Genomic DNA, 17368 nt, shown 5'->3' with positions numbered 1-17368 from the left:
TTATTCGACCTTGAACGATCTGTTAGCGGCGGCTGCGTTCCCGTTCCCGTCGTTTACGATGAGATATAGCCTGTAGAGCCCTTTGGCGGCGGGAGCGGTCATCCTGAATCTTGCGCCGACGTTCTCGAACTTCACCGGGACCTCCTCGTTGACATAATACTGCAGTATCCCTTCCTGCGCCGTCGATACGATGAAGGAGTAATCGAGCGGGTTGCTGTCGGAGTCGGCTGCCTCTACCGTGATATCAATGATCTCCCCGGGGCCGATACCTTTTGTCTTGCCCAGTTTCAATATTGTTATCCGCGGAGGAAGATTGAGCGGCCTGCCTCCGGTATAGATCTTGTATAATTCCCAATATGAAGCCTTCTTTAACAGCTTTTGGTTTATGTTCCACCACGTAAGCGATTCCTGTGAAGTCTCCCCGAGGTGGAACGCGAAGCCTCCGATATCATATCCCTTGAAGTTCATTATCTCGCGCGTCATATTCCTGTATATGGCCGCTTTCGCCTGCTCGGGTTCCTCCTGCGAGGCGCCGTTCTGGTCCTTCTTGACGTCCCACGGCCCGTGCGGCCCGTATTCGGTAACGCAATACGGCATTTCCAGCCCGGATTTGTCCCATTTGGTGTGCGATATCCTAACACTGCCGTATATATTCATGCCGAATATATCGAGGCTCGGGGCGTATTGCTGTATATACGGTAACGCGGTCGTATCGGCCGAGGTATAGATGACCGGATGGTTGGGGTCCAGCTTATGGACCATCTGCACCGTCTCCTCAAGGAATTTCGCCAATGCTACGCGCTCTTCCTCGTCCTTCGTGAAAAAGATCGCCTCGTTGCCTATGTTCCACATCAACAACGCCGGATGTCCCTTGAATTTGTTGACGTAATCCGTTATCTCCTGAGTCTTCTTCTTTTTGTATTCGTTATCTCCAAGATAGCTGTATTCCGTGCCTTTTTTGGCGTAATTGAGCCATATACCGGCGTCTACCATAAGGCCGTACTTCAGCGCGGTATCGAAATATTCCTGCGTGCCCTGGTCTGTGCCCCATGTGCGGACCGCGTTGGCTCCAAGTTCCTGCGCCATTTTGAGGTAATCGGCGCCGCCGAGGCCGGTCATCTTCCCGACGCCGACGCCTTTGATATAGAACGGCTTGCCGTTGACTTCAAGGCTCCAACTGCCTTTCTTGCCCGTGACCTTGACCACGCTTGCCGCATCATCGCCGAAACACGGCGCGGCAAAGAAAAACAGGAAAAAAACGATCGAAAGAGAAGACGCGCATCGTTTCAGGAGAGCAGACGCGTATCGTTTATGCATTGTATTATCGCCTTTCCGTTCATGTACGAAATTTCGCTTATGCCGCAATTATCCACCCTTACCCCCTGGAAGATCCGGTCGAAATCCGCGTCGAGCGTCTTCGCCAGGTGCGACGCTATCACGCCCCAGTGCGTCACAACGCATACATTCGCCGCCGTGTCTATTTCCAGTATCGACCTGAATGCGCGGTTCACCCTCTTGCGGAATTTTGGCACGCCTTCCCATCCCGGGATAGCGGCCTTCGAAGGGTCCTTAAGCCACATCGCGTATGACTTGGGATAAAGTTTCTTTACCTCGTCTATCGTCTTCCCCTGCCAGACGCCTAGGATTATCTCCTGTATGCCGGGGACGAACCTAATCTTCGCCCCGGTCTTACGCGAGATGATGCGCGCGGTCTGCGCGCAGCGCTTAAGCGGGCTGGAATAAATTATATCTATCTTTTTATTCTTAAGCCGGCTGCCGGCGCGCTCCGCCTGCCGTTTTCCTTTTTCGCTTAAACCGGGATCCTTGCTTCCCTGGACCCTGTTTTCCCTGTTCCAAACCGATTCGCCGTGCCTTAATATGAATAAGTTCATTTTATAAGGGTGAAACTCCGCCTGTGGATCGGCGACGGGCCGAACCTCCTTATCGCGATGAAATGCAAACGCGTCCCGTAGCCCTTGTGCCTGGCGAACCCGTATTCGGGGTATAAGGCATCATAATAAGTCATTATAAAATCCCTCGTGACCTTAGCGACGATAGAAGCGCAGGCGATAGAGATGGAACGCGATTCTCCGCCTATTAATGTCGTCTTTGGATGGGGTAATTCCGGTTGGATGTTGCCGTCTATAAGGAGGTGGTCAGGCCTTATGCCGAGGTCGTAGACCGCCAACTCCATGGCGTGGAGGCTCGCCCGCAGGATATTTATCCTGTCTATATCTTTTTCGCCTACGATGCCGATCCCGATATCCGCTTTCCTGAGTATCTCCTCGTAGGCCCTCTCGCGCGCAAGCCTTGTGAGGACCTTGGAATCGGCTATCCTGTTCTTGAACCTGAAATCCCTTAATATGACCGCGGCGGCGACGACCGGGCCGGCCAGCGGGCCGCGCCCTGCCTCATCTATCCCCGCGACCTGTCTTTTGCCTTGCCTGCTTAATTTACGCTCATGATACAACATCAGCCTTTTTGCCGACATTTTTACGCATGTAATAGAGCTTGGCCCTCTTCGGCTTCGAGGATTTTATCACCTCGACCTTATCGACCGAAGGCGAATGGAGCGGGAAAGTCCTCTCCACGCCCTCGCCGTAAGAGACGCGGCGGACCGTGAAACTCGACGAGATGCCGCTTCCCCTCTTTTTTATCACGACGCCCTCAAACGACTGGAGGCGGAACTTATCCTCTTCCCTGATCTTTACGAAGATCTTGACCGTATCGCCGACCTTGAACACCGGTATCTCTTTCTTCAGGTAATCCTTTTCCGCTGCAGCGCATTTATTCATCACTTCTTCTCCTTATTTATCCCGCCGAGGCGGGATTTCGCCCCGCCGATGCGGAGGCTCAATTTTCTGTACATATCGGGACGCCTTGACCCCGTCCTGCTTAATGCCATCTTCCTTCTCCAAACATCTATTTTATTATGGTCACCGGATAAAAGAACATCCGGCACCTTAAGGCCCCTGAACTCGGCCGGCCTCGTGTACTGGGGATATTCAAGCAGGCCCGACTCGAACGACTCGTGCTCAAGCGAACCTTTATCCCCGACGACTCCCGGCACAAGCCTTACCACGCTGTCGACCAGCGCCATCGCCGGTATCTCTCCGCCGGTCAGGACGAAATCTCCGAGCGATATCTCATCTGTAACGAACTTCTTCCGGAACCGTTCGTCGATCCCTTCGTAATGCCCGCAGACTATTATGATGTGCTTATATCCCGACATCTTTTTTGCGGCCGGCTGGTCGAAGGTCTTGCCTTGCGGCGTCATAAGAACGACCCGCGATGACCTCGTCTTCAGGTCCTCTACGGCATCAAAGAGCGGCTGCGGCTTTATTACCATCCCGGGACCTCCACCGAACGGCTTGTCGTCGACTTTCTTATGTTTGTCGTCGGTCCAGTCGCGCAGGTTGTGTACCCGTATATCAACCTTCCCGGCCTTGCGCGCCCGTTTGATTATTGATTCGCCGAACACGCCTTCGAACATCTTCGGGAAGAGCGTAAGAATATCTATCCGCATCAAATTATATTATGCCGGATTTCCTGAATATGTTGGATACGGCCGGAGAAGGCTTCGCGCCGAGCTTGATCCAGTGCAGTATCCTCTCCTTCTTGAGGTTGCCGAACGCCGGCTTCTTCGTCGGATCGTAATAGCCAAGCTCTTCGATCGCCTTCATATCGCGCCCCTTGTGGCCATCTATGACGATTATCCTCTGATGGGGCGTCTTCTTTGTCCCCAGCCTCTTCAACCTGATCACTGCTGCCATTGATTACTCCTCCCTTTCTCTGTGTATATTCGCTCCCAATTGCGACAATTTCTTCTCTATCTTATCATAACCCCTGTCCAAATGGTAGACCCTTGAGACGTCGGTCCTGCCTCTCGCGGCCATGCCGGCCAATACCAGCGCGGCCGAAGCGCGCAGATCCGACGCCATCACCGGGGCGCCGCTCAGCTGTTTTATTCCCTTTACGATAGCCGAGTCGCCCTCGAGTTTTATCTGCGCTCCCATCCTTGCCAATTCGCTGACATGCATATACCTGTCGGGATATATCTTTTCTGTTATGACGCTTATCCCGTTTATTGTAGTCATCAGTGCCATCATCTGCGCCTGCAGGTCGGTAGGGAACCCCGGATAAGGCAGGGTCGTTATATCGACCGGCCTCAACTGCCTCTGGACCCGGACGCGTATATCTTTCCCGTGGCGCGTAATAGTGACGCCGGAATCCTGTAATTTATCCACCAGCGCGCCGAGATGGTCGAACCTCGCCCCTTTTACGGTGATATCGCCTCCGGTTATCGCGGCCGCGACCATGAAAGTGCCGGCCTCTATCCTGTCGGGTATCACCTCGGCCTCGGCCCCTCCCAATTTCTTTACGCCCTCTATCTCTATAAAATGCGTCCCTGCCCCTCTTATCTTCGCGCCCATCTTATTCAGGAAATCCGCGAGGTCTACGACTTCCGGCTCGCAGGCGGCGTTCTCTATCACCGTCCTGCCCTTTGCCAGGGTCGCGGCCATCATTACGTTATCGGTCGCGAGGACCGACGAGCCGAACGCGCCGCCCAAATATACGTGCGCGCCCTTCAACTGCCTCGTCTCGCCCACGACGTAACCATGCTCTATCTTCAGGTCCGCGCCGAGCGCCCTTATGCCTTTAAGGTGGAGGTCCACCGGACGGTTCCCGATGGCGCAGCCTCCCGGATACGATACCTGGGCCTTCCTGTGCTTCGCGAGGATCGGCCCGAGGACGCAGAATGAGGCGCGCATCTCCTTGACGTATTTATACGGCGCAATATAATTTTTATATCCCCTGGGTTCTATCACCAGCCGCCCGGGTTCCACCTGCACTTTCACGCCCAGGTTGCGCAGGATCTTTATCATGGTGTTTACGTCGCGCAAGGGAGGGACGCGTTTTAATACGCACTTCTCGTCGGTAAGGAGCGTGGCTGCCATTATCGGCAGCGCCGAATTCTTCGCCCCGCTTACCTCGACCGTCCCCCTTAATCTCGTCGGGCCTTCTATTACTATCTTATCCATCAACGCCTCTTCGCGAAAACTATCCTGTCTATATCGTTATAATCTTTCAATATCTCGACATCAGCGTACGATCCCGAGGACGCGAGAAGATCGTTTATCTCCCGCGCCTGGCCGTATCCTATCTCCAGCACAAGATACCCGCCGCGGTTCAACCTCTTTGCGGCGTCAGGGATTATCCTTTTATAAAACTCCAGGCCTTTCAACCCGCCGTCCAGGGCGATCCTCGGCTCGCTCCTCACCTCCGGAGGCAGGGAATCGTAATCCTCGCTCGGTATATAGGGCGGGTTCGAGATGACCAGGTCGAACTTCCTCCTGCCGGGAATGCGCTCAAACAGATCGGAGAGGACGAATTTTATCCTGTCGCCTACGCCGTTTGCCGCGGCGTTCTCCCTGCCGACTTCCAGGGCCTCTTCGGAAACGTCGGAGGCTACTATTTTACAGGACGGGCTCAGTTTTGTCAAACTGACGGCTATCGCCCCTGAACCGGTCCCGAGGTCGAGGATGGACGGTTCCGTGATGCCTTCCCTCTCCATAAGCGTCAGGACCCTCTCGACGAGTATCTCCGTCTCGGGCCTCGGTATGAGGACGGACGGGTTGACGTCGAAATCGAAACCCATGAACTCCGCCTCGCCGGTGATGTATTGGACCGGAATGCCGCGGGCGTATGAGTCCAGCGCCTCATGGAAGAGTTTTATGTTCTCCTCGTCCGCCTCGTAATCGCCTGTATATAATTGCGCGCGGTCGCAATTGAACGCCCAGCACGCAAGCTGTTCCAGTGAATCCATATTTATTTTGCCTCCTTGAGCTTGAGGTCTTTCTCCTGCTTTAAAAGCGCCATTACGACCTCCTCGAGGTCGCCTTCAAGGACGTTCTCGAGGTTATGGACAGTAAAACCTATCCTGTGGTCGGTGATGCGCCTGTCCGGGTAATTATAAGTCCGTATCTTCTCGCTGCGCTCGCCCGTTCCTATCTGCGTCTTGCGCTCATTGGCTATCTTCTGCTGCTGCTCGGTCACCGCCTTATCCATTATCCTCGCGCGCAGGACCTTCATCGCCTTATTCTTATTCTTCAACTGGGAACGCTCGTCCTGGCATTGGACCACTATCCCGGTCGGGATGTGCGTGATCCTGACAGCCGAGTCCGCGGTATTTACGGATTGGCCTCCGGCGCCTGACGACCTGAACACATCCACCTTCAGGTCTTTCGCGTCGATTTTTATGTCCACGTCCTCGGCCTCCGGGAGCACCGCTACCGAGACAGTCGAGGTATGTATCCTGCCCGACGCTTCAGTGGCCGGGACCCTCTGCACCCTGTGGACGCCCGACTCGAATTTCATCTTCCGGTATACGCCGGTGCCATCCACGCCGAAGACGACTTCCTTGAACCCGCCGGCTTCGGATAAGCTCGAACTCAGCATCTCGACCTTCCAGCCCTGGCTCGCGGCGTACCTGGAATACATCCTGAAGAGGTCGGAGGCGAAAAGCGACGCCTCCTGCCCTCCGGTGCCTGCGCGGATCTCGACGATTATATTCTTATCCGCATCCGGGTCGTTCTCGAGGAGCATCTCCTCGACCTCTTTCTCAAGGCCCGGCCTTTTCTTCCTGAGGCCGGATAATTCCTCCTTGGCCATCTCGGCGAATTCCGCGTCGGATGACTTCTTCTCCAGGAGGTCCTCGAGCTCGGTTATCTCGGAGTCTATTTTCTTGTACTCCTTATACTTGGAGACTATGCGCCTGAGCGAAGCCAATTCCTTAGTATATCGCTGGTAGGCGGACGAATCCCCTATCACCTTCGGATCGGTGATCAGTTTCTCGAGCTCCTCATAGCGCCTGACCCTTGTCTCTAAAGCCTCAAACATCCTGTATAAGCCCTTTTACTTTTTGTTGTATTTCTTCTTGAATTTCTCGACCCTGCCCGCGACATCCATCAGCTTTGTAAGGCCGGTAAAGAACGGATGGCATTTCGAGCAGATCTCGACCTTTATGCTCGGTTTGGTAGAGCGGGTATGGATCACCTCTCCGCACGCGCAGGTGATCGTCGCGGCTTCATACTTCGGATGGATCTTGTCTTTCATTCCGGTTTCTCCTTTTTGTTATTTTGCCTGCATATTCAACAGAAATTCGGCGTTGGTCTTGGTCTTGCCTAACCTGTCTACGAGCAGCTCCATCGCCTCGTCCGAATTCATCTCGTTGAGGACCTTCCTCATTATCCAGATGCGCTTGAGCTCATCCTCCTTGAAAAGCAGGTCCTCTTTCCTCGTGTTGGAACGCTTGATGTCTATGGCCGGGTAGATCCTCTTCTGGAACATGTTCCTGTCGAGCTGTAATTCCATGTTGCCCGTTCCCTTGAACTCCTCGAAGATGACCTCGTCCATGCGGCTGCCCGTATCTACGAGCGCGGTCGCGATGATCGTAAGCGACCCGCCCTCCTCTACGGCGCGGGCGGCGCCGAAGAACCTCTTCGGCTTGTGCAGCGCGCTCGAATCGACCCCACCCGACAATATCTTTCCGCTATGTGGGGCTACCGTGTTATAGGCGCGCGCGAGGCGCGTTATCGAGTCGAGGAGGACCACGACATCCCTCTTGTTCTCGACAAGCCTCTTCGCCTTCTCGAGGACTATCTCGGCGACCTGTATGTGCCTCTCGGCCGGCTCATCAAAAGTCGAGCTCACGACCTCGCCCTTGACCGAACGCTGCATATCGGTGACCTCTTCGGGACGCTCGTCGATCAACAGCACTATGAGGACGACTTCCGGATAGTTATTCATGATGGAGTTCGCGATCTTTTGAAGCAGTATCGTCTTGCCGCTGTACGGCTGCGCGACGATAAGGCCCCTCTGGCCTTTTCCGATCGGGGTCAAAAGGTCCATGATCCTCATCGAGATCTCTTCCGTGTCGGTCTCGAGGACATACCTTTGGTTGGCGTAGAGCGGCGTCAGGTTATCAAATAAAGTGCGTTCTTTCATCGATTCAGGATGCTCCATATTCACGACTTCCACTTTGAGCAGCGCGAAATAACGTTCGCCCTCTTTCGGCGGGCGTATCTGGCCGCTGACAGTGTCGCCGGTGCGCAGGTCGAACCTTCTTATCTGGCTCGGCGAGACGTAAATGTCGTCCGGCGACGGCAGGTAATTGTAGTTCGACGAACGCAGGAAGCCGAACCCGTCAGGAAGTATCTCGAGGACGCCCTCGCCGAACATAAAGCCTTCCTTCTCGGCCTGCGCCTGGAGTATCTTGAAGATGAGGTCCTGCTTCTTCAAGCCGCTTATCGAATTTACGTTGAGGTCCTTAGCGGCCTTCGTAAGCTCCTGGATAGTCATCTTCTTGAGCTTCGTTATGTTGAAGCCCGTGCCGGACGGCTCCTTTGCCTCGGTCGTCTCCTTACCCGCCTGTTTCCCGTTTGGTTCTTCGTTATTAGTCTTCATTCCATTCCTCCTCTTCCATAAACACCTTAAATGTTCCTCCCTCTTTTTGTGCCAACGCTAAAGCCTCCACGGCGCATCCCAGCAGTTCATCACCCGAGAAAGCGAAAGAGAAATAATGCGCTATCCCGATCGAAGCCGAGATCTTCAGCCTGTCCGAGGCGAAATCGTGGTTCTTTAAAGACTCTATTATCTTTGACGCCTTCTCCTTCGCTTCCTTCAGGGTGATCCCGCGAAAGAGCAGAAGGAATTCGTCCCCGCCGAACCTGGCGAGAAGGTCGTCCTCCCCGATCGTACGGTGCAGGATCTTAGCCGTAGCCGACAGCACCTCATTACCGGTGCTCCTGCCGTACCACCGGTTGACCCTCTCTAAATTATCTACATCGACCAAAAGAAGCGCGATAGGCGGAAGTATCCTCTTGTTCTTTGACCCCGATATCTCACTGTTAAGGACATCGAGGACATCTTCTATCCTGTGAGGACAGTTTACGCTCCCACTAGCTTCTTCCATATAACCCTTGACTGTTTTGCCGTAGAGACGAGGCTGCCGCCGTTGTCGATCACGAAATCAGCGGCCTTTATCTTCTCCTTAAGCGGCATCTGCATCTTTATGCGCCGCAATATTTCGGACCTGCCGAGCCCGAATTTCCCGCCGGCCCTGGCGAATTGCACGCTTCGAGGCGCGGCTACTACCACCACTTTGTCCACCTGTTTTTGCCCGCCGCTTTCCAGCAAGAGAGGGACATCGACGACTACTATCGCCGAGGGATCGGACCTTTTTATCTTGGCGATCCTCCCGCGGATCTCCTTATACACAAGCGGGTGGATAATACCGCCTAATTTCTTAAGGAGCCGGCCGTCGGAAAAGACCTTCCGGCCCAGGGCTTTCCTGTCTATGAAATGGTCGCGCCTCAGGATCTTTTTTCCGAAAATTGAAACGACTTTTTTCCATGCGGGCTTTCCGGGATAAATAAGCCTGTGGGAGATCTCGTCCGCGTCGATCACCACCGCTCCCATCCTCCTGAACATCCCCGAGACGGTCGTCTTACCCGTGCCTATGCTTCCCGTTACCCCGATTATGACCATCGTCACACCAGTTTCTTGTATACTTCAAGATATTTTTCCGCGGATTTATCCCACGAGAAATCGCATTTCATCGCGTTCGAGACGAGCTTCGACCACAAGCCCTTCTGCTTATGAAGGGATATCGCCCTCTTTATGGCATCCAAAAGCTCCCACGCGTCATATGTATCGAAAACAAATCCGTTGCCGCGCGTCGTCCCGGGGTCGTATTCGGTTATCGTATCGGCAAGGCCGCCTGTCCTCCGGACGACCGGGATGGTACCGTACCTGAGCGATATCATCTGGCTGAGGCCGCACGGCTCATATCTCGACGGCGCCAGGAATATATCCGCGCCGGCGTATATCTTCTTCGCCAGGATCTCGTCGAATTTAAGGTTTATCGACGCCTTACGGGGAAACTTCTTTTTTATCTCCTCGAACAGCCTGTGATACTTCTCCTCACCGGTGCCCAACAAAAGGAATTGGACGTCGTGGTCCAGGAGCGGGCCGATTATCCTGGCGATAAGGTCAAGGCCTTTCTGGTCGGCAAGCCTTGATATCATCCCGATAATGGGCACGTCCTGCCTCTCGTCCAGGCCGGCTTCCTTTTGGAGCAGGGCTTTATTCTTATATTTTCCCTCCGATTTCGACGGCGAAAAATGGTATTTAAGCTCTTTATCTTTCAAAGGGTTCCACTCATCGTAATCGATACCGTTCAGGATCCCGAAAAGGTCCTTCTTCCTCTCCGATAGCAGCCCGTTGAGGCCCCATCCGAATTCGGCCGTCTGTATCTCCTTCGCGTAAGTCGGAGAGACCGTCGTTATCGCGTCGGTGAAGACGAGCCCGCCTTTCAGGATATTCACTTTGTCGTAAAATTCGAGCTTGTTCATCGTGAAATATTCCCAACCGAGGCCGGTCTTCGGCAATTCCTGTTTCGGGAATACCCCCTGATACCCCAGGTTGTGGACCGTGAGCACGGTCTTCATCTTTTGGTAAAACTTATCTTTCTTGCCGTATATCTCCTTTAAATAGACCGGGACCAAGGCCGTCTGCCAGTCGTTGCAATGGATCACATCCGGCTTGAAATCCAAGTCCCTCAACTGCTCGATCACGCTCCTTGAGAAGAACGAGAACCTATCGAGGTTATCGGCGTAGTCGCCCTTCTTATCCGCGTAGAGGTTGTCCCTCATAAAAAATTTGTCGTTCTTCACGAAATAGACCGGCACCTTATCGGCCAGCATCGCCTCGTTGCCGAAGGCCCTTACGCATTTGTAACGCGGCGTTATCACCCTGACCTCCACCCCGGCCTTGTCCAGGGCCACGGGAAGGCTCCCCGCCACATCGGCAAGGCCGCCGGTCTTGGAGAAAGGGTCTACCTCGCTTGACGCGAAGAGCACTTTTAATTTATTAACTTTAGGCATCAGGCCGCCTCCAGCCAGTTCTTGCCGGCTTTCACCTGGACCCTGACCGGGACGGTGAGCTTTACGACCTCCTCCATCCTGTCTTTGACTATCTTCTTCATCTCCTCCACCTCATCGCCGGGGACCTCGAAGACCAGCTCATCGTGCACCTGGAGTATCATCTTCGAGGCGAGTTTCTTTTCCTTCAAAATATTATGTATGTTTATCATAGCTATTTTAATGAGGTCGGCCGCCGAACCCTGTATCGGGGCGTTTATGGCCGCCCTCTCGGCGAATTGCCTTACGGAATTGTTCTGGCTGTTTATCTCCGGCAGGTATCTCCTGCGGTTCAATATGGTCGTCACGTAGCCGTTCTCCCTAGCCTCGTCCACGAGGTCATCGAGGAACGTTTTTACCCGTCCGTATTTTTCGAAATAGGCGTCTATGAACTCCTTCGCCTTCGAGACCTCGATCTTTAATTCCTTGGAAAGGCCGAACGGGCTCATGCCGTAGATGATCCCGAAGTTGACCGTCTTGGCTATCGATCGCATCTCCGTGGTGACTTCGCTTTCCTTGATGCCGAATATGAGCGAGGCCGTATGGGTGTGGATATCGCGGCCATTATCGAATGCCTCGAGGAGCTCTTTGTCCTGCGAAAAATGCGCGAGTATCCTCAGCTCTATCTGGGAATAATCGGCCGACACGATCACCCATCCCTTCGTCCCCGGGACAAACGCGCGCCTTATCTGCCTGCCCGTCTCGGTCTTTATCGGTATGTTCTGGAAATTCGGGTCTGACGAACTCAGCCTTCCGGTCGCCGTGACAGTCTGGTTGAACGAAGTATGCACCCGGCCCGTCCTCGGGTTTACGAGCTGGGGCAGGGCGTCCACATACGTCGATTTCAATTTCGAGATCTCCCTGTATTTCAGCAGCAGGGCCGGCAGGGCATGGACCGCCGAAAGCGCCTCGAGGACCTCGACATCGGTCGAATGCCCGGTCTTGGTCTTTTTGACGGTCGGAAGTTTCATCTTAACGAACAATATCTCCGATAATTGTTTCGGCGAATTTATGTTGAACTCGGTCCCGGCGATCTCGTAGATCTCGGCCGTCGTCTTCTCTAGCTGTTTCTCCATCTCTTTCGACATCTTAGCCAGGTAATCGACGTCTATCGCGACGCCGGTCAGCTCCATCGCTGCGAGGCAACCGAGCAGCGGCATCTCGACCTCGTGGAAAAGCTTGTACAGGTTCTTCTCTTCGAGCTGGGCTTCGAGGACGTTCTTTAACCTGAAGGCCGCATCCGAGTCCTGGCAGCAATAATCCTTTATCTTTTCTATCTCCACTTCCTTCATCGTTATCTTCTTCTTGCCCTCGCCTATGAGGTCGGTTATCGGCGTCTTTTTGAGGTTCAGGTATTCCAGGGTTATGTCTTCCAGGTTATGGTTCAGTTTCGACGGGTTGAGCAGGTACGAAGCGACCATCGTATCGAAGACCGGCCCTTCCATATTGACGCCGTTCACCGCGAGCAGGAGCTGTTCATATTTAATGTTCTGCCCTATCTTTAGCTTCTTCTTGTCTTCCAAGACAGGCTTGAGCTTCTTAAAGAGGGCTTCTTTGCCGAAACCCCCTTTAACGTCCCCTATCGGCACGTAATCAGCCGAGCCTTCTTCCCGGCAGAAAGATATACCTACCGGCTCGCATGAAAGAGGGTCTGTCCCTGTAGTCTCAAAATCCAGCGCGAATCCTTTGCTGCCGGCCAATTTTTCCACAAGGCCGTCAAGCGCGCCCTCATCCTCTATGAGGCGGTACTTACCGGTAAGCTGTTTCCCCGGCGCGGAAAGGTCCTTAAGCAGGCGCTTGAACTCAAGCTCGCTGAACAGCTCGTAGAGCCTGGCGCTATCCGGCTCCTTTACCTTAAGTTCGTCGAAATCTATCTTTACCGGGACATCCCTGTCCACGGTCGCGAGCTCCTTGCTTAATATCGCCTGGTCCCTGTATTCGGCCAGCTTTTTCCGCAGGTTCTCGGATTTTATCTTATCCCCGGCCGAAAGTACCTTATCGAGGCTGCCGAAATCCTCCATCAGCTTCTTCGCGGTAACCTCGCCTATACCGGTGACGCCGGGTATATTGTCCGAGGAATCTCCCATGAGCGCGATCAGGTCGACTATCCCTTCCGGCGGGACGCCGTAGCGCTCTTTCACTTTATCTTTGTCGTAGATGAGCCCTTCCTTGTGTACGTTATATACTTTTATGCGCGGCCCGACGAGTTGGAGCATATCCTTATCGCCGGTCACTATGTAGACCTCGTATCCCTTCTCCGCCGCCTTTACCGCCAGCGTCGCCAGGACGTCGTCTGCCTCATAACCCTGCATCTCGAAGATCGGGATATTATAGCCTCTGACAACTTCCTTGATCAGAGGCATCTGGTCGACCAGCTCATCCGGCATCGGCTTCCTGTGGATCTTGTATTCCTCGAACTTCTTATGCCTGAACGTCGGCCCTTTGAGGTCGAACGCTATAGCCAGGTATCCGGGCTTCTCGTCCTCGATCAACTTCTTGATCATGGTTATGAACCCGTATATCGCGTTCGTCGGCTGGCCTTTTGAGTTCGTGAGGCTGCGGATAGCGTAGAATGCCCTATAGCAGAATGAATTACCGTCTATTAAGAAAAGACGATCTGGGTTTTCCGTCATTAGTATAGTTTTTTACGGGGAAAAATGAAAAAGGCGTGGTCTTTCCGGATTGTTCTTCCTATTCCTTGATCTTTACGGCCGTCCCATAGGCATATACGTAGCCGCTGTAGGTGAAATACTGTATGCCTATCACGGCATCGGCCCCCAATTCCTTTCCCGCGTCCTTAAGCTTGCTGTTTAAGGCGTCGAGGTTCACTTCGCCGCCGCGGATAGAGACGATCCCTATGACCTTATAGGAATCTTTTATGTCCGCGGTAGTGAGGACAATGTCCTTCTGTTTGGCGCTCTTTGCAGTCGCAGAAGAAGTAGCGGGAAGGTACTGGGCCATCGCAGCTGACGACAAGATAATAGCGCATAAAAGAACGGATATCAACAATATTCCGCGTTTCATAGCACCGGTTCTCCTCTTGAGTCTAATATCGTGGCTGTCAGGAAAATCAACAGGTTCTTCTTTGACTTGTCGGTGTGGTCGGTCGTGAAGAGATGGCCAAGGAGAGGTATATCTCCCAGGACAGGAATCTTCCTTTTCGTCGTTCTTTCATCTTCCCTTATTAATCCGCCCAGTACGACCGTCTCTCCGCTCTTGACGACCACCGATGTCTGCGTGGTCCTCGTGTCGATGACCGGGTATCCTAAGTTTGCCGGGAAATCGTCCGAAGAAGAGATCGGGATCTGGTCGACCAGGATGCTGACCTCGGGATGTATATCCATCGTGACCACCTTACTGTCGCCTCCTACCGAGGGCGTCACCTCAAGCGATATGCCGGTCACCTTTTCCGCCACTTTGTATATCTCGACCATGACCGGGAAATCGGCAGTGCCGATGTTAGTCCTCGTGAAATCCGAGGCGTAAGGGACTATGTTAGCCACCTGGATGTTCGCCATCTGGCCGGAGATAGTGGTCACCGAAGGAGAAGACAAGAGACTGGCTTTCCCCTGCTCGATAAGCGCCTTTATATACGCCCTATATATATCCCCCGCGTTCGTGAACTTTCCGATAGTCAAACCCAGACCCGAAGTCTCGTTTGCCGTTCCGAAGAAACCGGCAGCAGTCTGGTCTTCGCTCAGCGACCCGCTGGAAAGGCTGGTCCCGAAATTGCTCCAGTGGCCGTTCTTATCCATGGGATATCTTTGCGCCTTAAAGACCTGCCATTCGATCCCCAACTCCTCTATATCAGTGACCTGGATCTCCACAAACCTCGCCTGTATCCTTACCTGCGTGGACCCGGTATCCCATAACCTTATCAGGTCCTTGGCCATCGCCTGGTTAGTCGGGGTATCGGTAACGGTAAGAACGCCGGTCAATGAGTCATAAACGACCTTCCTTTCCGGGTTCTCAGGAAGGGCGTCCTGCAGATATTGCTCGATGCCTGCCGCCTCTCCGCCGGCTGACATCTCCGCGGCAGGCGCATCCGCCGCAAAAACCCGCCCGGACGCCAACGAAAGGAGGATCGCCGCCGAGAACAAGATCACCTGCGGCAAAGAAACGCCGTATTTATTCTTCATCTTATGACCTCGCCTTTCGCGTCGATAATGCTCGCCGTAATAAATATAAGCAGGTTCGTCTTGGTCTGGCTTTTGTAATCATACCGGAAAGCCTGCCCTAACAAAGGTATGTCTCCGAGGACCGGGATCTTCCTGTGCGTTATCGTCTCGCTGTCCTTGATAAGCCCGCCCAGCACTATCGTCGCCCCGCTGTCTACCGAAACGCTCGTCTGGGTGGTCCTCACGTCCACAACAGGCCAACCGAGGTCAGCCGGTATGAGTTTTACGTTGGTCGCGGAGGTTACATTACCCAGCTGCCCCGTCTCGCCGCTCGTACTTAGGTTAGAGATGGCCACTTGCGACCGCAGGACGCTCACCTCCGGATGCAGGTCTAAAGTTATGGTATTCGACCCTTCGGTGACATAAGGGGTCGCTTCAAGGAATATGCCTACCGGTTTTTCGGCAAGGGACAATTTGTAACTCCAGATAGGGAACTCAGCCGTCCCTATGTTCTCGAGCGTAAAATCAGATACGTAAGGATATGTCCTTACCACCTGGATGTTCGCCATCTGGCCGGAGATCGCGGTAACCTTGGGAGCGGAAAGGAGATTGGCCTTCCCCTGTTGCTCTAAAAATCTGAGATTCGCTATATAGGCCTCACCGTTGGCCAAAACTTTGAACATCATGACCTGGCCGGCGAAATTCCCCACGACGGGGAACGTCGAGGTCAGATCATTATTCCAGCGCAGGCCCTGATACGGTGTACCCACAGGAGCGCCTATGGTAAATCCGCTGTTTTTGTCGTTGGCGTTGCCGGGATGGAAGAAATCCCATTCTATACCCAGCTCGTCCAGGTCGGTGACGGCCACTTCCACGAACCTGGTCTCGATCATCACCTGCTTGGGACCGACCTCATACCCCTTTATTAAACTCCTGATGAGTTCCTGGTTGTCTTTCGTATCGGTAACGGTCAGGAGCCTCGTGCCATCATTATAGGTTATCTTTCTCCCATCCTGGGCAGGCAGGCTTTGCTCGAGATAATCTTTGATATTGAGGCTGCCGTCATCGGCCGCAAAGAGCGCGATCTGGGGGATCGCCAAACAAATTATTACCGCCCCCGCGATAAACTTTTTCTTCATTTCGCGTCTGCCGCCTTGTTTTCAAACTCTGTTAATTTGACCGCGCGAGTCTTGCGTTCGCCGTATTTGAGTTTGTAAGTCCTCGTGACAAGGCCTTCTCTCATTATATTCTCTCTGCTTGATACATAAACGTAATTCGTCTCGACCTTATAAGCGAGTTGCGTAGTCTTGAACGCGATACCCAGGATATCGAGCAACGGCATAGGGGCAGCGGTGCTGATCGTGATCTTCAGCGGCTGCTCTCTGGTGAGGGCGGCCAGCGCCTTCTCGTCGATGACGATAGTTACTCCCGTCATCTCGGTCAACTGGCGGATAAGGTCCTGGACGTCGGCGTCGGTAACCGATATGGCCGGAACGACAACCTTCGCCATCTTCTCCTCGAGCGCCGCCCTTGCGGCCGCTTCGATCCTCTCCGACTCCGGGATCACCTCTTCGACCTGCAACTCTTCCCGGCCGGTCTTCTCCGGGGGCAGCCATCCTCTATCCACGTCGAGCAAGGCCTTCTGCTCGGATGTATCCTTCTCCTCGTTCGTTACGTGCCTGTCCTTTACGACATACTTGCGCTCTTCCTTGGTAGTCTTTTCCCTCGCGTCCAACCCCTCGGCCTGCCTCGCCTTGATCAGCCAATCCCGGGCTTCGGCATCATTGGGGTTCGCGGCGAGCGCGCTCTCAAAATCACCTACCGCGGCGGAATATTCTTTGCTCGCGTAATTCGCTTTGCCGCGCTTTATCATAGAGCCGGTTATCGTATCGGGGACGGTCTTGACTATGCCGTCTTTGCACAACTCGACATAATGGACGGCCTGTTTATTCTTGGGGTCCAGCTGGACTATCCTCTCGAAGATATGCTGCGCCGTTTCGTAATTCTTAGCGTCGTATTCCCTCTTGGCTTGATCGAAGAGGTCTTTAATGAGGTATTTTTGTTCGACTTTTTTCTCTTTGGCCAGGTCCTGGGCTATTATCCTCGCCTCGACCGAGTCGTTGGCTATATCAGCATCGGAGGCGGCGTAAACCCTGGCGCAAAAAGCATTTCCTAATGAGATAATAAAGAACGAATCAAAAGCCAAAAAGATGCAAACAAAGAACTTACCTGCTGTTCTTTTAACCTCATTGGTCATACTCATTTATA

19 protein-coding genes are annotated in these 17368 nt (G+C 53.6%); all 19 read right to left on the bottom strand.

Annotated elements, in window-relative coordinates; translation table 11 throughout:
- Genes WC317_02415 through WC317_02325 form a run of 19 tightly spaced genes read right to left on the bottom strand, consistent with a single transcriptional unit; the run spans window position 1 to window position 17363 of the window.
- Window positions 1-1317 carry a glycoside hydrolase family 2 TIM barrel-domain containing protein gene (locus WC317_02415; protein ID MFA5338986.1) on the bottom strand — a complete coding sequence of 439 codons (1317 nt, stop codon included), beginning with the start codon at window positions 1315-1317 and terminating at the stop codon, window positions 1-3.
- Complete coding sequence (locus WC317_02410) at window positions 1287-1892, bottom strand: histidine phosphatase family protein (GenBank protein ID MFA5338985.1); 606 nt, start codon at window positions 1890-1892, stop codon at window positions 1287-1289. The genes WC317_02415 and WC317_02410 overlap by 31 nt, the downstream gene beginning before the upstream one ends.
- Window positions 1889-2491, bottom strand: coding sequence for a ribonuclease HII (locus WC317_02405; GenBank protein ID MFA5338984.1), 603 nt, complete (start codon window positions 2489-2491; stop codon window positions 1889-1891). The genes WC317_02410 and WC317_02405 overlap by 4 nt, the downstream gene beginning before the upstream one ends.
- Complete coding sequence (gene rplS, locus WC317_02400) at window positions 2460-2795, bottom strand: 50S ribosomal protein L19 (protein MFA5338983.1); 336 nt, start codon at window positions 2793-2795, stop codon at window positions 2460-2462. Before rplS ends, WC317_02405 begins: the two co-directional genes overlap by 32 nt.
- A complete protein-coding gene (trmD, locus tag WC317_02395; GenBank protein ID MFA5338982.1) occupies window positions 2795-3526 on the bottom strand; it encodes a tRNA (guanosine(37)-N1)-methyltransferase TrmD in 732 nt (243 codons plus the stop codon). The genes rplS and trmD overlap by 1 nt, the downstream gene beginning before the upstream one ends.
- A gap of 4 nt (window positions 3527-3530) precedes the next feature.
- Window positions 3531-3773, bottom strand: coding sequence for a 30S ribosomal protein S16 (gene rpsP / locus WC317_02390; protein MFA5338981.1), 243 nt, complete (start codon window positions 3771-3773; stop codon window positions 3531-3533).
- Between the two features lie 3 nt (window positions 3774-3776).
- Window positions 3777-5042, bottom strand: coding sequence for a UDP-N-acetylglucosamine 1-carboxyvinyltransferase (gene murA / locus WC317_02385; GenBank protein ID MFA5338980.1), 1266 nt, complete (start codon window positions 5040-5042; stop codon window positions 3777-3779).
- Window positions 5042-5827: a peptide chain release factor N(5)-glutamine methyltransferase gene (gene prmC, locus WC317_02380; protein ID MFA5338979.1), complete on the bottom strand. Its 786-nt coding sequence runs from the start codon at window positions 5825-5827 to the stop codon at window positions 5042-5044. Before prmC ends, murA begins: the two co-directional genes overlap by 1 nt.
- A gap of 2 nt (window positions 5828-5829) precedes the next feature.
- Window positions 5830-6900 (bottom strand): peptide chain release factor 1, encoded by a 1071-nt coding sequence (gene prfA / locus WC317_02375; protein MFA5338978.1) that lies wholly within the window; start codon window positions 6898-6900, stop codon window positions 5830-5832.
- 15 nt (window positions 6901-6915) lie between these two features.
- Window positions 6916-7116 carry a 50S ribosomal protein L31 gene (gene rpmE / locus WC317_02370; protein ID MFA5338977.1) on the bottom strand — a complete coding sequence of 67 codons (201 nt, stop codon included), beginning with the start codon at window positions 7114-7116 and terminating at the stop codon, window positions 6916-6918.
- Window positions 7117-7134: 18 nt separating this feature from the next.
- Window positions 7135-8466: a transcription termination factor Rho gene (gene rho / locus WC317_02365; GenBank protein MFA5338976.1), complete on the bottom strand. Its 1332-nt coding sequence runs from the start codon at window positions 8464-8466 to the stop codon at window positions 7135-7137.
- Window positions 8456-8974, bottom strand: a complete 519-nt coding sequence (locus tag WC317_02360) for a GGDEF domain-containing protein (protein ID MFA5338975.1) — start codon at window positions 8972-8974, stop codon at window positions 8456-8458. The genes rho and WC317_02360 overlap by 11 nt, the downstream gene beginning before the upstream one ends.
- Window positions 8950-9549: a dephospho-CoA kinase gene (gene coaE / locus WC317_02355; protein ID MFA5338974.1), complete on the bottom strand. Its 600-nt coding sequence runs from the start codon at window positions 9547-9549 to the stop codon at window positions 8950-8952. Before coaE ends, WC317_02360 begins: the two co-directional genes overlap by 25 nt.
- 2 nt (window positions 9550-9551) lie before the next feature.
- The gene (glgA, locus tag WC317_02350; GenBank protein ID MFA5338973.1) at window positions 9552-10946 is read right to left on the bottom strand and encodes a glycogen synthase GlgA; all 1395 of its coding nucleotides are present in this window, start codon (window positions 10944-10946) and stop codon (window positions 9552-9554) included.
- Window positions 10946-13615, bottom strand: coding sequence for a DNA polymerase I (gene polA, locus WC317_02345; protein ID MFA5338972.1), 2670 nt, complete (start codon window positions 13613-13615; stop codon window positions 10946-10948). Before polA ends, glgA begins: the two co-directional genes overlap by 1 nt.
- A gap of 58 nt (window positions 13616-13673) precedes the next feature.
- A complete protein-coding gene (locus WC317_02340; protein ID MFA5338971.1) occupies window positions 13674-14006 on the bottom strand; it encodes a hypothetical protein in 333 nt (110 codons plus the stop codon).
- Window positions 14003-15121, bottom strand: a complete 1119-nt coding sequence (locus WC317_02335) for a hypothetical protein (GenBank protein MFA5338970.1) — start codon at window positions 15119-15121, stop codon at window positions 14003-14005. Before WC317_02335 ends, WC317_02340 begins: the two co-directional genes overlap by 4 nt.
- Window positions 15118-16239 (bottom strand): hypothetical protein, encoded by a 1122-nt coding sequence (locus tag WC317_02330; GenBank protein MFA5338969.1) that lies wholly within the window; start codon window positions 16237-16239, stop codon window positions 15118-15120. Before WC317_02330 ends, WC317_02335 begins: the two co-directional genes overlap by 4 nt.
- Complete coding sequence (locus WC317_02325; GenBank protein ID MFA5338968.1) at window positions 16236-17363, bottom strand: hypothetical protein; 1128 nt, start codon at window positions 17361-17363, stop codon at window positions 16236-16238. Before WC317_02325 ends, WC317_02330 begins: the two co-directional genes overlap by 4 nt.
- Window positions 17364-17368: the final 5 nt, after the last annotated feature.

Source organism: Candidatus Omnitrophota bacterium, from assembly GCA_041653595.1.
In the GTDB taxonomy this organism is placed as follows: Bacteria; Omnitrophota; Gorgyraeia; order Pluralincolimonadales; family Pluralincolimonadaceae; genus Pluralincolimonas.
This window is presented reverse-complemented; position numbering and strand designations above follow the sequence as displayed.